Source organism: Streptomyces sp. NPDC040622 (genome assembly GCF_055593965.1).
Genome location: NZ_JBVIXD010000014.1, coordinates 1 through 14560, shown reverse-complemented (window position 1 = coordinate 14560; position 14560 = coordinate 1). Strand labels below are relative to the sequence as shown.

Sequence of the window (14560 nt, the reverse complement as noted above, 5' to 3'; positions counted from 1 at the left end):
CCGAGGCGTGAACCGTGACGTGCCCAGGTTCCCCTTCGAGTTCGAGAAAGGACGACGTGCCGATGATCGGGCAGTGGCAGCTGCGCGCCGCGTTCGCCGCGCGGCTCTCACGGATGTACGGCAGGGAGGTCCCCGCGTACACGACGCTGGTGGACGTCTCCCGCGAGGTCAACGAGGACGTGCTGCGCGCGCGGGGCGCCGACGCCGAGCGCCTCGGCTCCATCGGGCGCGTCACCGCGGAACGGCACGGCGCCATCCGCGTCGGCACCGCGGAGGAACTGCGGCAGGTCGCCCGGGTCTTCGGGGCGCTCGGCATGCACCCGGTCGGCTTCTACGACCTGCGCGACACCGCGTCGTCCGCGCTGCCCATCGTGTCGACCGCGTTCCGCCCGGTCGCCGAGGAGGAACTCGCCCGCAATCCGTTCCGGGTGTTCACCTCCCTGCTCACCGTGTCGGATTCCCGCTTCTTCGACGCCGGCCTGCGCGCACGCCTCACCGCGTTCCTCGCCGTGCGCGAACTGTTCGGGCCCGAGTTGCTGGCCCTCGCCGACCGCGCCGAAGCCACGCGGGAACTGCCCGAGGCGGACGCCGAGCGCTTCCTCGAACGAGCCGTGCGGGCCTTCGAGTTGTCCACCGAACCCATCGACCGGGACTGGTACGCGGCACTGGAGCGGGTCTCCGCCGTCGCCGCGGACATCGGAGGTGTTCGCAGCACCCACATCAACCATCTCACCCCGCGCGTCCTGGACATCGACGAGCTCTACCGGCGCATGACCGAGCGCGGCATCGAGATGATCGACACGATCCAGGGGCCGCCGCGCTGGGCGGGACCCGACGTGCTCCTGCGCCAGACCTCCTTCCGGGCGCTCGCCGAGCCGCGCGCCCTGCGCGCCGCGGACGGCAGTGTGACGCGCGGCGCGCTGCGGGTGCGCTTCGGCGAGGTCGAGGCCCGCGGCATCGCCCTGACCCGCGAGGGTCGCGCCCTCTACGACCGGCTCCTCACCCTCGTCGACAAGAGCGTCGCGGAGCGTCCGGCGGCCGAGCGCGGTGACATCGCGCGCGCCGTGTGGACCGAGCACCTGCCGTCGACCGAACAGGAACTGGCCGTGCGCGGGCTCGGGTTCTTCACCTACCACGCCGTCCCCGGCAGGGCCGCCGACGGCGGCCGTCCGCCCGCCGACCTCGAAGGGCTCCTCGATCAGGGCTGGCTGCGGGCCGAGCCGATCGTCTACGAGGACTTCCTGCCCCGGTCGGCCGCCGGCATCTTCCAGTCCAACCTCAGCGACACGGGCGCCAGGAACAGCGGCCGGGAGGGCAGCGCGTACGACGCCGACCGGCTGTCGGCAGCCATGGAACGGGAGGTCATCGACCCCTTCGCGCTGTACGAGCGGCAGCGGGACCGCTTCCTCGCCCAGGTCCCCCGCGCACTGCGTCCCCCGGGAGCATCATGACCGGCATCGCCCTGTCCGCCACCGACGAACTCCGCACCCGAGCCCGCGCCGCACTCGACCGGATCGGCGTCACCGTGCCCCAGGGCGACGCCCTGCGCGCCCGCACCCCGATCACCGGCGAGGACCTCTTCGGGCTGGCCGCGACGGACCGGGACGGCATCGAGGAGGCGCTCGCGGCGGCCCGTGCGGCCTTCCTCGAATGGCGCACCACACCGGCCCCGCGCCGGGGCCAACTGGTCCGCCGCCTCGGCGAGTTGCTGCGCCACCACAAAGGGGACCTGGCCGACCTCATCACCCTGGAAGCGGGGAAGATCCGCTCCGAGGCGCTCGGCGAGGTCCAGGAGATGGTCGACATCTGTGACTTCGCCGTCGGCCTGTCCCGGCAGCTCTACGGCCGCACCATCGCCTCGGAGCGCCCGGGGCACCGCCTGGCGGAGACCTGGCATCCGCTCGGTGTCGTCGGAGTCGTCTCCGCGTTCAACTTCCCCGCCGCCGTGTGGTCGTGGAACACCGCCGTCGCGCTCGTCTGCGGCGACACCGTCGTGTGGAAGCCCTCCGAACTCACCCCCCTCGTCTCGCTGGCCTGCGACCGGCTGCTCGCCCGGGCCGGCGACGACGTCGGCGCACCCCGCGACGTGCACCGCCTGCTGCTCGGCGACCGGGCCGTCGGCGAGCGGCTCGTGGACGACCCCCGCGTCGCGCTGGTCAGCGCCACCGGATCGACCCGCATGGGGCGCGAGGTCGGCCCCCGCGTCGCCGCCCGCTTCGGCCGCTGTCTGCTCGAACTCGGCGGCAACAACGCGGCGATCGTGGCGCCGTCCGCGGACCTGGAGCTCGCCGTGCAGGGCATCGTGTTCGCCGCGGTCGGCACCGCCGGGCAGCGCTGCACGACGCTGCGGCGCCTCATCGTGCACCGCGACATCGCCGACACCCTGGCCGGGCGGCTCGCCGCCGCGTACCGGAAGCTGCCCATCGGTGACCCGTTCGACGAGGCCACACTGGTCGGGCCGCTCATCTCCGCCGGGGCCTTCGACGGCATGCGCGGCGCGCTGGAGCGGGTGCGCGAGGAGGGCGGCGAACTCCTGGCGGGCGGCGCCCGCAGGCCGGCCCCCGGGGCGCCGGGCGCCGTGTACGTGGAACCGGCCGTGGTCCGGGTCGCCCGGCAGAGCGACGTCGTGCGCGAGGAGACGTTCGCGCCCCTCCTTTACGTGCTGACGTACGACTCCTTCGACGAGGCGATCGCCCTGCACAACGACGTGCCCCAGGGCCTCTCGTCGAGCGTCTTCACCCGTGACCAGCAGGAGGCCGAGCGGTTCCTTTCGGCGGAGGGCTCCGACTGCGGCATCGCCAACGTGAACATCGGGACGTCCGGCGCGGAGATCGGCGGCGCCTTCGGCGGGGAGAAGGAGACCGGGGGCGGCCGCGAGTCGGGGTCCGACGCGTGGCGTGCCTATATGCGCTCCGCCACGAACACGGTCAACTACGCGAGCACGCTCTCCCTCGCGCAGAACGTCAGCTTCCTGTAAGGCCCGCGCCGTCGTGCCGCACGGGTGACGGCAGGCAACGGGTTCCCGGCCGCGCGGCCGGGAACCCGTGTGTCCTACGGGGCCATCTCGTACGTTCCCGCCAGCGCCTCGACGCGCTCCCAGACGCGCGCCGAACGGGCTTCGTCGACCACGGGGCGCCGGACCGCGCCCAGCGCCCACTCCTGCTGCTCCACCGTGGCGGAGTCCTTGCCGTGCAGCTCGACGGCGTGCGTGGAGAAGTCCCGTACCAGGACCGCGAAGAGCTCGTCGAGCACGTCCTGCGGCAACCCGGTCAGGCGCGCCTGCTCCAGGATCAGCTGGCCGTGCACGACCAGGGCGAACAGCTGCCCGACGGCGAGGAGGAGGTCGAGGTCGCGGCTCTGCTTCTCGTCGGGCGCGGCCGTGGTGACGAACGCGCAGAGCGCGTCGGCCTGCTCCCGGAAGCGGGCGACGTTGGGCACCTCGGCGTACGCGTCGAACGCGGTGCGCCAGTCGTGGAAGCGGATGGCGCCGAGGCCGCGGGCAGGGCCCTGCCCGAAGAGGAACGCGTCGTCGGCGGCGTCCAGGCGAGTCGGCACGGGCGTGTACTCGGCCGGGTTCAGCAGGTGGTTGCCCATGAACTTCAGGATGAGCGCGAGGTTGACGTGGACCGTGCCCTCCAGCTTGGGCAGGCCGCGGATCTCGACGGCCGCCTGCGCGAAGTAGTTGTCCTTCTCGAAGCCCTTGGCGGCGATCACGTCCCACATGAGGTCGATGACCTTCTCGCCCTCCGTGGTCACCTTCATCTTCGTCATGGGGTTGAAGAGGAGGTAGCGGCGGTCGTCGGGGCCCGCGGAGCGGAAGTAGTCCACGGCGCGGTCGCTGAACAGCTTCATCCCGACGAGGCGCACATAGGCGTCGGTCAGCTCGCGGCGCACGTGCGGGAAGGCGGTGACGGGGCGGCCGTAGAGGATGCGGCCGTGGGCGTGGGTGACGGCCTCGTACATCGCGTGCTCGCAGATGCCGATCGAGGCGGTGCAGAGGTTGAACTTGCCGACGTTGACGGTGTTGAGGGCGGCGTCGAAGGCGGCGCGGCCGGTGTGCAGGACGTCGTCGGGACCGACCGGGTAGTTCTCCAGACGGAACTCACTGACGTACTTGGAGGAGTCGACGACGTTCTTGACCAGGTGGTACGCGTCGTGGCGGCTGTCGGCCGCGAAGAAGACGTAGCCGTCGGGGCCCTCGATGTCGGTGCGGCGGCCGAAGACGGAGACGAGTCCGGCGGCGTTGCCGTTGCCGATGTAGTACTTGGACCCGGTGGCGCGGAAGCCACCGTCACCGTCCGGCTCCAGGAGCATGTCCGTGGAGTAGATGTCGGCGCCGTGGGACTTCTCGGAGAGGCCGAACGCGAACACCTCGCCCTGCGCGAGGAGTTCGGCCGCGCGCTCGCGCGCCACGGCGTTGTCGCTCTGCCAGACCGGTCCGAGGCCGAGGATGGTGACCTGCCACGCGTACCAGTAGTCGAGGCCGTAGAAGCCGAAGATCTCGTTGAGGGCGGCGATCCGGGCGGTGTCCCAGCGCTTCTCCTCCTGGCCCTCCCCCGCTGCCGAGGCCGGGGTGAGGAAGGTGGCGAACAGCCCCTCCTCGGCGGAGAAGGCCAGGAAGTCCGCGAGCCAGGCGCGGGTGCGGTAGTCCTCGATCAGCCGGCGCTTGCCGCGCGCCTCGAACCAGTCGACGGTGGCGCGCAGCAGCCTGCGCGTCTCGGGGTCGAAGTGCTGGGGGTCGTAGGTGTGGGGGTTGAACAGCAGCGGGTCGGCCATGGTTGTTCGCCTTTCCGGCTCGGGAGGGTGGGAGGGGTGGTCCATAGGGGTTCGGGGCCCGGCGGCCGGTTCAGCTTTCGGGCCCCAGGCGCTGGAGGGTGGCGATCACGTCGTCGAGCCAGGCGATGGTCATCCGCTCGTACGCGATGCCGCCGCGCAGGACGACGTGCTGGAGCTCCCGTCCGGCGTCGGGCGTGCCGGGGGCCGGGGCCTCGGGGCCGGTGAAGTCACGCCGCTCGCCCGCGAGGTAGTGCGCGAGCCGGTCGGCGTGGGCCCCGCGGTGCCGCCGCACCTCGTCGATGAGGGCGGTCGGGTCGTCGAAGGCCGCGCCGCGGATCTTCACGGCGAGCTCGTGCCGGACGCTCTCGGGCTGGATCGGCTCCTGCAGCCAGCCGGAGAGCGCGGTGCGGCCCGCGGCGGCGACGGAGTACTCCTTCTTGTCCGGCCGGTCCTGCTGCGCCACTTCACGGGCGCCGATCCAGCCGTCGCTCTCCATCCGCTTGAGGACGCGGTAGATCTGCTGGTGCGTGGCGGCCCAGAAGTAGCCGATGGACCGGTCGAACCGCCGGGCCAGCTCATATCCGGAGCCCGGCTTCTCCAGCAGGGACACGAGGATCGCGTGCTCTAGCGCCATGGTCGAATCCTTCTATGCAACTAGTTGCATAGACAAGCGGCACCGTGCAGGTGAGACACGGCTCACGGGCCCGAGTCCTGACTGGGGGACTGTCGCGGTCTCGGCCTCACCGCCCTGCCGAGGGCTCCGCTCCGGCGGGCACCTCGTGGATCCGGCCGTCCACACCCGCTCGGTACAGCGTGCCCGCCGAGAAACCGCGCCCGCCCTGTCCGTAGGTGAGCTGGGTGGAGAGGTGCATCCCCGACTCGACGGCACACAGGCGCCCTTCCTCGGCCCGCCAGATCTGCCCTGCCGCATGAGTGGCGATCAGCGGCCTTCCCGCGCTGTCCAGCGTGATGCCGTCGGGGAGCGCGAGGGCGTCGGACGGTGAGGTGGAGATCCAGCGGGCCGGGTGTGCCGGGTCGTCGGCCGGGATCCGGTACAGGCCCGGGGCGACGGTGGTCTGTACCACGTAGACCTGCCGGCCGTCCGGGGAGACGGCGACTCCGTTGGGCTGCGCCACCTTGGCCCAGGCGGGGTCGACGTGTCCGTCCGGCGTGACGCGGCCTATGTTCCGGCCGCCCAGCGTCGTGGTGTACACGGTGCCGTCGGGCGCGAGGGCCACCCCGTCGATGCCGCCGAGCCCGGCCGCGTACGTGGTGACCTTGCCCGACTCCGGGTCCACCAGCAGGAGTTCCGACGTCGGGAAGGCGTCGCCGGTGAGGGAGTGGGCGAGGTCGTTGCCGGTGCCGACGAGGAGGCGGCCGTCCGGGCGGACGACGATCCCGCCATTGGCGCCGACGTTTCCGGTGAGGGGCACGGGGTTGCGACCCGGCGCGTCGATGCGGTAGACGCGGCCCGTGAAGTACGCGGTGGCGAACATCCGCCCCTGCCGGTCGACGACGATCGACTCGACCCAGTCGGGTATGCGCGCCACCTGGGACGGCGGCGCCGACGCGGCGGCGTCACACGCCGGTGCCGCGTGCGCGGGGGACGGCGCGAGCACTCCTGCCCCGGCGGCGAGGAGCACCACCGGCACGATGCCGCGCCCGGTTCCGCGCAAGGCCGCACGAAACCTCCGACTCGCCTTCCACCGCATCGAACTCCCCCTCCGTCACCGGTCGGCACGCCGGGCGAAGTATCGGCTCCGGAGGCACCGTGCGCCACCCCCGCCCCCGTGGGTACGGCCCGACCGGCTGCTTTCCGCCCCTCAGCCTCTCAGCCGCTCTGCCTCTCAGCCGCCAGAGCCGCCAGAGCCGTCGGAGCCTCCCTCGGAGCCGTTCGCCGAGTTGAGCCACGCCCCGATGCGGGGCAGCGCCTCGGGGCCGCTGTCCTGCCGCACCGTTCCGACGAGGTCCGCGACGGAGACACCCCGCAGGGACGCGCGCCAGGCCTCGTCCGCGGCGCCCATCGCGCGGGCGATCGGGCACGGTTTCGTGCAGTCCTCGGGGGGCGTGCCGAACGGGCCGCGCTGACGGATCTCCGTACAGACGAACGCCGGGCTCGCCCCGTCCACCGCCTGCACGACGTCCAGGACCGAGATCTCTCCCGCGGCCCTGGTCAGGACGTATCCGCCAGTCTTGCCCTGGACGGACTTGACGAGACCCGCCCGGGAGAGCGCCTGCATCTGCTTGGCGAGGTAGCTGGGCGAGACGTCGTGCAGCTGCGCGAGCCGGGCGGCCGGGACCGGTTCCGTCGCCGCGGTCAGGACCACACAGCAGTGCAGCGCCCACTCGACGCCGCCGGACAGTTTCATGCACCCTCCCGATTGACTCGGACACAGACTATCCGAGTATTATCTCGGACATCGAATATCCGAGTTTGACCTTCCGTGGCCCCGGCCCACGGAAGGTCACTCGGTTCACGGAACGACACGCACGTCACAGAAGGGCTCAATCATGAAGATCACGGTCATCGGCGGTACCGGACTGATCGGTTCCCAGCTCGTCTCCGCGCTCGGCAAGGCCGGGCACGAGGTGGTCCCCGCATCCCTGTCGAGCGGGGTCGACCTGCTCACGGGCGAGGGACTCGACCAGGCTCTCGACGGCGCGGACACGGTCGTCAACGTCACGAACTCCCCCACCTTCGACGCGGCGTCCCCGGAGTTCTTCCGCACCACCACGGGGAACCTGCTGACCGAGGGAGAGCGCGCGGGCGTGCGCCACCAGGTCATCCTCTCCATCGTGGGGGTCGACCAGGTGCCTCAGCTGGACTACTACCGCGCCAAGACGCTCCAGGAGGACCTGCTGCGACAGGGCCCCACCCCGTACTCGATCGTGCGCGCCACACAGTTCTTCGAGTTCATGGACGCGGTCCTGTCCTGGACCTCCGACGACAGCACGGTCCGGCTGCCCGCCACCCCTGTCCGGCCCCTGGCGACGGCCGACGTGGTCGACGCCCTCGCCGACGTCACCGCGGCCGCGCCCCTGAACGGCACGCTCGACGTCGTGGGCCCCGACGTGTTCCGCCTGGACGAGCTGGGCCGCCGCACGCTGGCGGCGCGCAAGGACCCTCGTACCGTCGTCACCGACGAACGGGCGGGCATGTTCGCCGCGGTGGAGGGCGATGTCCTGGTCGGGGGTCCCGGCGCGCGCGTGGCCCGCACCCGCTACGAGGACTGGCTCAGCACCGCACGGTAGGCCGGGCTCGGTTGCCCGGACCTCGGTTGCTCCCGGTTCCGGGCCCAGGGCTGGATGCTCAGCCTTCGCCGAGGCGGTGGCTCACTTCTCGCCGGGGCGGTGGCTCACTTCTCGCCGAGGCGGCGTACGGCCGCCAGCGCGCGGTCTGCGTGCGCGCTCATGCGGAGTTCGCTGCGCACCACCTCGGCGACGGTGCGGTCCGTGCCGATGACGAACGTGACGCGCTTCGTCGGGGCGAGGGAGAACCCGCGGGTCACGCCGAACCGTCCGCGCACCGCGCCCTCGGGGTCCGCGAGCAGCGGGAACCCGAGGGTGTGCCGTTCCGTGAACTCCCGCTGGCGCTCGACCTCGTCGCCGCTGATCCCCACCGGCCGGGCGCCCGCGGCGCCGAACTCGGCGGCCAGGTCACGGAAGTGGCAGGCCTCCGCCGTACATCCGGGGGTGAGTGCCGCGGGGTAGAAGAACAGCACCACCGGGCCGTCCTGGAGGAGTTCGGAGAGCCTGCGCGGCGTCCCCGTCTCGTCCGGCAGCGTGAAGTCCTCGACGGTGTCACCGACCGCCACGCGCGCCGTCATGCCCGGCTCCTGAGCGACGTACGACCCATCGGGGACACGGTGCCTCCTGAAGTGGCGGGGAGCGACACCCTACTCGATCAACGGCGACCGCCCGCCCGTTCGGCACAAGCCCCCGTCCACCAAGCGGAGGCTGTCCCTCGACATTCCTCCCCACCGGCCTCGACCTCGGCAAACGCCGTCGTGCGATGCTGGGGCACGCCTGCGGGAACCGAGAGAGAGCGACGGGGAGAACGGCATCACGATGGCAGCGGCACGAAGGACAGCGAAGGTCGTCTGGGACCGTTTCTCGGCTTCCGACCCGGGACTCCTGCGCCTCATGGCGGGACTGCGCACGGTCGGGGCGATCCTCCTCGCACTCGCCGTACTCGCCCCGCTCGGCACCTCGATGACCCACCTCGTCGCGGGCGCGATGACGGCGATGGTCGCCACCTTCGCGATCCAGGAGAAGGAGGTGCGGGGGCAGGCGATCACGCTGGCGCTCGGGCTCCCGGTGGCCCTTGCGGCGATGTCCCTGGGCGCGCTGCTCAACTCCCGGGTGGTGACCGGGGACCTCTTCTTCATCCTGCTGATCTTCGGCGCCGTCTACTGCCGCCGGTTCGGCGAGCGAGGCACCGCGCTGGGCCTGATCGGCTTTCAGGTCTACTTCGTCTCGCTCTTCGTGAGCGCGTCGCCTTCGGCGCTGCCCAAGCTCTGTCTGACGCTGACCGTCGCGTTCGCGTGCAGTGCGGTCGTACGGTTCGCCGTGGTGCCGGAGACGCCGGAGCGGACGCTGGCGCGGCTGCGCGAGGCGTTCAGAGCACGGCTCGCCCAGTTGATCGCCCACCAGATCGAACTCCTGGACGCGGACACCGAGTCGGGCGTCGGTCCCGAGAAGGCCCTGGACGACCTGCGGCGCAGCACCGCCCGGCTGCACGAGGCGGCCCTCATGATCCAGGGCCGCCTGGAGGAGGGCACCCGCGACGCGGCCGCGGCGGCGCTGCTCCAGCGCAGGGTGGCCGACGCCGAGATCGCCGCGGAGCGCCTGGGCGTCCTGCTCCTGAACGCCCGCAGCGCCGAACGCGTGGAGACCCTCACCCTGCACCTCGCCGACCTCCGCCCGACGGCCCTGCCCCGGCGGGCCAAGATCGGGGCGGACGCGGGCACGGCGCTGCGCAGGGACCTGCGCGCCCTGCACCTGCTCGTGGTGCGGCTGGTGCCCGACGACCGGGGCACGGCACTCCCCTACGTACGCAACAGGCTGCTCGGCTACCGCGAGGAGCAGGGTCTGCCGCAGGGTTCGCCGGCGATCCAGGACTGCTTCCGCGCGATCGGTGAGGCGGCGCGCGCCATTCTGGGCCTGCGTCTTGCGACCGATGGGGCGCAGGCGCAGGACGAGGAGTACGACACGCCGGAGGTCGCCCGCTCCCGGGAGGAGTTCGAGGCGGAGGAGATCTCGATCTCCGGTGAGGCGGCGGAGGCCGACGAGGAGGAGCAGACCGGGCTGCGGCGTCCCACCACCAGGGCGGCCGTGCAGGTCTCGGTGGGCTCGGCGCTGGCCATCGTGGGCGGTGAGTTCCTGTCCACGCAGCGGTGGTACTGGGCGGTGCTGACCTGCTGGGTGGTCTTCCTCAACACCGCGTCCACGGGCGAGATCATGGTCAAGGGCTACCGTCGGCTGCTGGGCACGGTGCTCGGCGTGGTGGCGGGGGTGGCGCTGGCCGGCGCGGTCGGGAACCACACGTGGGCCGCGTTCGCCCTGGTCGTGCTCTGCGTCTTCGGGATGTTCTTCACCGCTCCGCTGTCGTACGCGCTGATGTCGTTCTTCGTCACGGCGATGCTGGGCCTGCTCTACACCGTGCTCAACACCTACAGCCTCGACGTCCTCGTGCTGCGGATCGAGGAGACGGCGCTCGGCGCGGCCTGCGGGATCATCGCCGCGGTGGTGGTCCTGCCGGTGCGGACCTCGCACCGCACGGACGAGGAGCTCGGCAACGTCCTGGCGCGGCTGCGGGACGTCGCGTCGGCCGCGGTGACCCAGCTCAGCGGCGGGCCCGCGGTCGACCTCGTGGACCTGGCGCGGGACCTGGACACCGCGCTCGACGACCTGCGCAGCTCCACGAAGCCGTTGACGCATCCGATCGCCCCGCTGCGGGCCCGGCGGCAGACCGCCCGCTACATCGTCGCGCTCCTGGAGACGTGCGCCTATCACGCCCGTTCGCTGGCGGCGACGGCCGAGCTCGTGCCCTCCAGCAAAAGCGTCGCGGCCGACGCGCGCCTCGCGCTCGCCGGGCGCCGGATCACGCACAACATCGACCTGATCGCCGCGCAGCTCCGCGACGAGGAGCCCGAGGGCGTCATCGAGTCGGGGGCCAGCATCGCCTCGATGCTCGACAGCGGCCGCCACGAGGTGCTGCGGACCGGTTCGGTGGCGTTCCGCGTGCTGCGGCACCTGCAGCGGCTCGACGAGGGCATCGTCGGTCTCGCGCGGCCGCTCGGGGTGCCCCTCGCGGCGCCCGACGAAGGCGGTGCCACGGTGGCACGGAAGGTCTGACGCGGGCGGGTCCGGGGTCGGGTCGTCCCCGCCTGCGGGCGGGGGCGGGCCGCATGGCGCGGTTGCCGCACAGGCCGGGAGGCTGACGGTCATGAAAGCGTCCACGAGATCGTTACGTCTGCGTACGGCCGTGACCGCGGCCGTGGTCCTGGCGGTGGCCCTGCCCGCGGTCGCCGACTCCCCCGAACGGCACGCGAGCGAGACCGCGTCGAGCCCGCGGGACTTGCGGCACGAGCCCGGCTTCCCGCCGGCCGACCCCGCCGACCCCGAACCGGACTGGAACTACTCCAACCCCAACTACCTCCTCGCCGGAATGATCGTCGAGAGGGTCACGGGAGCGTCGTGGGACGAGGAGGTCAGGGACCGCATCGTCCGCCCGCTGCGGCTGACGCAGACCTACGCCCCCGGGGACCACCCGCGCCTGCGCGGACCGTACACGCACGCCTACCAGCGGCTGCCCGGGTCACGCGTCCTGACCGACACCACCACGCGGAACATGTCGTGGGCCGACTCCGCGGGTGCCCTGGTCAGCAGCGAGCACGACCTGGACCGCTTCCTGTCGGCCCTGTACGGCGGCCGGCTGCTGCCCGCCGCGCAGCTCGCGCAGCTGCGGGCCACGGTGCCCGTCGGCGCCGACTTCGAGAAGGTCTTTCCCGGTCTGCGGTACGGTCTCGGCTCGATGCGGCAGCCGCTGAGCTGCGGCGGGTTCCGCTGGGGGCACGGGGGCGACCTCGAAGGGCAGACCGTCAGGACGGCGGTGAGCGGTGACGGTCACCGTTCGGTGGCCATCAACGCCACGGGCAAGAAGTCCGACGAGGCCTCGCTGCTGCGGGCGGAGCGGGCGCTGCAGGGGCTGTTGGACCGGGCCATGTGCGGCAGGACACGCTGAGCCGCACCGCCGCGCCGAGGTCACTCCGCGCGCAGCTCCTCGACAACCTCGCGCAGAACCGGCGCCGGGATGTCCGGCAGCATCATCGCGAAGGCGAGCACGAACCGGCCGAGCAGGAAGGTGGTGTCCGGCGTGGCGCGCACGATCTCCTGGACGGCCGTCACGTCCTGCGCCGCGACGGCCTCCAGGAGTCGGCCCACGTCCGGCGCCGCGCCCTCCTCCGTCAGCACGAACCGGTCGCCGAAGTCGGCCCTGCGCACCATGTGCCGCAGCACCCGGTCACCGGCGTCGGGCAGATACGCCTTGCGGACGCCCTCGTTGGCGATCCAGCACAGCGCGGAGATCAGATCGGCTGTCCGCTCGTCGGCGTCGAACTCCGCGACCAGGGCGTCGTACGCGAGTTGGTTCCCGTGCCGGAACGCGAGCAGCAGTCGTGCCGCCCGCGCCTTCGCCTCGGCCACCTGTCCTTCGGACACCTCGGCCCGATCGCCCGATTCCTGCTTGTTTACGCCCATCTGACACATGTTAACGATCACTGTGCCGGGGTCCACAAGGCCCCACGCCCCACGGCGTCGAGGTCAACGCACCCAGGCGCTGTACGACATGACGTCCCCCTTCTTCACTCCGTACTCCCGGTCGTTCCTGGTGACCGTAGACTCCAGACCGAGGACGGCGCCGCCCGCCGGGTCCAGGATCAGCATCCGGCGCAGCCCGTCGGTCTCGTGGACGTAGGCCTGGCCGCCGCGCCCCAGCCGGTCGGTGACCGCGCCCGCCGGGCGCAGGCCGTCCGTGTCGGCGAGGACGCGGGCCAGCGCCGCGGACTCGCGGGCTCCCGGGGTCCAGTGGCGCAGGAACATGGAGACGGCGTCCAGGAGTTCACCGGTGCCGGTGAGCGGGGTGCGGTCGCCGGGGTGGGCGAGTTCGGCCAGGTAGGCGCGGAGGGCGTCGGCCGTGTGCGGGGGCCGGGACTGCGGTGGCGCGGTGCCCCAACTCGGGGGGTAGCTGCGGTCGCTGAGGACCTTGCCGTCGTCGACGGTGCGGGGCCCGTCGCCCCCGTCGGTGATGACGGGGTCACCGGGGTGGCGCGGGTCGGTGGCCACGACGAGTTCGGTGTGGCTGCCGTCGGCCCGCCAGCGGGTGACACGCTCCTCGGGCAGGGTGACGGGGGCGGTGGCGCCGGGGCCCGACGACATGGCGAGGCTCCACGTCTGGACGTGGGTTCCCTTGCGCAGCCGCGGGGCGCCGTCGCCTCGCGCCGTCTGCGCCGCCCGCTCGGCGATCCGGTCGAGCGGCAGCGGCGTGGATCCGGGGCGGAGCGTGAGGGGGCGGGGGGCCGCGGCGGCGGGCGCGCTGCCCGGACCGGCGAGGACGAGGGCCAGGGCGGCCGCGACCGCGAGTGAGACCATCTCGATGCCCCAGACCAGGCGGCGCACTTGGCGTGCGGGCCTTCGGCGGGTGGCCCGCCCGCTGTACAGGAGCAGGTTCAACCGGCGTTCCGCGTGCGCGGGCAGTTCCCGGTCGCGGAACCGGCTGTCGTCGCGGGGCACGGGGTCGGCACCGCGCAGGAGGGCGAGTTCGTCGTCATGAGCCATGGCCGTGGTCCTCCGGAACGGTGGCGCGGGTCGCTTCAGGGGCAGGCCGGACGGCCGGGGCGGGGCGTATGCGGTCGACCTCGGCTCTGAGCCGGCGGCGGGCGCGGTGCAGTCTCATCGCCGCCGCCCGGTTGCCGCAGCCGAGCGCGGTGGCGAGCTCCTCGGTGTCCAGTTCCTCCCAGGCCGTCAGGCGCAGCACCTCCTGGTCGGGCGCGGAGAGCCGGTCCAGGGCCTCGTGCACCCAGTCCCCCGGGCGCTCGGCCTCGGGGCCCGCGACGACGTCCCTGCGGTGGCGGGTCTCGTCGTTGCCGACGCGTTCGAGCAGGCGCCTGCGGCGGCCGTAGCCGCGTACCGCGTTGGCCAGGCATCGCCGCGCTATCCCGTACAGCCAGGGCAGCGGCATCGGCGGCAGGTCGGCGCGGCGCCGCCAGGCGACGGCGAACACGTCGGCCACCACCTCCTCGGTGTCGTTGGCCGGGCCGCCGAGCCGCCGTGCCACGTAGCGGCTGACCGCCCAGTAGTGCTCGCGATAGGCAGCGGCGAAGGTTTCGTCGTCGCTCACAGTTACGAAGTGTCCGGCACCGCCCCGATCGTCACACCGGCGGGGTGTGATCCATGTCGCTCCGCGCACCTGTCACAGAAGCGGCCGCGCCGGACACAGGCGGGGCATGGACAGCAACACCGTGATGCCGCCTCCCGCGCGCGCCACCGACACCGATCCCGTTCCGGCGCGCGCGATCCCGCGGCCCCGCCGCCCCGGCCTCGCCGCCGTGAAGTGGCTGACCACCACTGATCACAAGACGATCGGCACGCTTTATCTGGTCACGTCGTTCGCGTTCTTCTGCATCGGTGGGGTGATGGCGCTCTTCATGCGCGCCGAGCTCGCCCGGCCCGGCACGCAGATCATGTCGAACGAGCAGTTCAACCAGGCGTTCACGATGCACGG

General features: G+C 72.5%; 14 protein-coding genes. 6 read left to right on the top strand and 8 right to left on the bottom strand.

Annotated elements, in window-relative coordinates; genetic code table 11:
• Positions 1-62: 62 nt before the first annotated feature.
• Positions 63-1451, top strand: coding sequence for a 2-oxoadipate dioxygenase/decarboxylase (gene hglS / locus ACZ592_RS33935; protein WP_471585546.1), 1389 nt, complete (start codon positions 63-65; stop codon positions 1449-1451).
• Positions 1448-2977, top strand: a complete 1530-nt coding sequence (gene amaB, locus ACZ592_RS33930) for an L-piperidine-6-carboxylate dehydrogenase (protein WP_471585545.1) — start codon at positions 1448-1450, stop codon at positions 2975-2977. The genes hglS and amaB overlap by 4 nt, the downstream gene beginning before the upstream one ends.
• Before the next feature lie 74 nt (positions 2978-3051).
• On the opposite strand, the gene ACZ592_RS33925 is transcribed toward amaB, so the two are convergent.
• The 4 genes from ACZ592_RS33925 to ACZ592_RS33910 form a co-directional block, all read right to left on the bottom strand.
• Entirely contained in the window at positions 3052-4776 is a 1725-nt protein-coding gene (locus tag ACZ592_RS33925; RefSeq protein ID WP_471585544.1) for an acyl-CoA dehydrogenase family protein, read from the bottom strand.
• Positions 4777-4846: 70 nt separating this feature from the next.
• Positions 4847-5410, bottom strand: a complete 564-nt coding sequence (locus tag ACZ592_RS33920) for a PadR family transcriptional regulator (protein WP_471585543.1) — start codon at positions 5408-5410, stop codon at positions 4847-4849.
• Positions 5411-5516: 106 nt separating this feature from the next.
• Positions 5517-6452, bottom strand: coding sequence for an SMP-30/gluconolactonase/LRE family protein (locus ACZ592_RS33915; RefSeq protein WP_471585542.1), 936 nt, complete (start codon positions 6450-6452; stop codon positions 5517-5519).
• Positions 6453-6623: 171 nt separating this feature from the next.
• Positions 6624-7145 (bottom strand): RrF2 family transcriptional regulator, encoded by a 522-nt coding sequence (locus tag ACZ592_RS33910; RefSeq protein WP_471585541.1) that lies wholly within the window; start codon positions 7143-7145, stop codon positions 6624-6626.
• 142 nt (positions 7146-7287) lie between these two features.
• Between ACZ592_RS33910 and ACZ592_RS33905 the strand changes: the two genes are divergently transcribed.
• A complete protein-coding gene (locus tag ACZ592_RS33905; RefSeq protein ID WP_471585540.1) occupies positions 7288-8028 on the top strand; it encodes an SDR family oxidoreductase in 741 nt (246 codons plus the stop codon).
• A gap of 104 nt (positions 8029-8132) precedes the next feature.
• Here the strand turns inward: ACZ592_RS33905 and ACZ592_RS33900 are convergent, their stop codons facing one another.
• The gene (locus ACZ592_RS33900; protein ID WP_471585539.1) at positions 8133-8603 is read right to left on the bottom strand and encodes a peroxiredoxin; all 471 of its coding nucleotides are present in this window, start codon (positions 8601-8603) and stop codon (positions 8133-8135) included.
• 241 nt (positions 8604-8844) lie between these two features.
• Here ACZ592_RS33900 and ACZ592_RS33895 point away from each other — a divergent pair, with 241 nt between their 5' ends.
• Both ACZ592_RS33895 and ACZ592_RS33890 read left to right on the top strand, forming a co-directional pair.
• The gene (locus tag ACZ592_RS33895; RefSeq protein WP_471585538.1) at positions 8845-11133 is read left to right on the top strand and encodes an FUSC family protein; all 2289 of its coding nucleotides are present in this window, start codon (positions 8845-8847) and stop codon (positions 11131-11133) included.
• A gap of 91 nt (positions 11134-11224) precedes the next feature.
• Positions 11225-12022, top strand: coding sequence for a serine hydrolase domain-containing protein (locus tag ACZ592_RS33890; RefSeq protein ID WP_471585537.1), 798 nt, complete (start codon positions 11225-11227; stop codon positions 12020-12022).
• A 20-nt stretch (positions 12023-12042) separates the two neighbouring features.
• On the opposite strand, the gene ACZ592_RS33885 is transcribed toward ACZ592_RS33890, so the two are convergent.
• The 3 genes from ACZ592_RS33885 to ACZ592_RS33875 all read right to left on the bottom strand — a co-directional run bounded on the left by ACZ592_RS33885 (position 12043) and on the right by ACZ592_RS33875 (position 14176).
• Complete coding sequence (locus ACZ592_RS33885; protein WP_471585536.1) at positions 12043-12537, bottom strand: hypothetical protein; 495 nt, start codon at positions 12535-12537, stop codon at positions 12043-12045.
• Positions 12538-12600: 63 nt separating this feature from the next.
• Positions 12601-13614, bottom strand: coding sequence for a CU044_5270 family protein (locus ACZ592_RS33880; protein WP_471585535.1), 1014 nt, complete (start codon positions 13612-13614; stop codon positions 12601-12603).
• Positions 13604-14176 (bottom strand): RNA polymerase sigma factor, encoded by a 573-nt coding sequence (locus ACZ592_RS33875; protein WP_471585534.1) that lies wholly within the window; start codon positions 14174-14176, stop codon positions 13604-13606. Before ACZ592_RS33875 ends, ACZ592_RS33880 begins: the two co-directional genes overlap by 11 nt.
• Positions 14177-14282: 106 nt before the next feature.
• Here ACZ592_RS33875 and ACZ592_RS33870 point away from each other — a divergent pair.
• The coding region (locus tag ACZ592_RS33870) for a cbb3-type cytochrome c oxidase subunit I (protein WP_471585533.1) at positions 14283-14560 on the top strand (278 nt) is incomplete at its 3' end.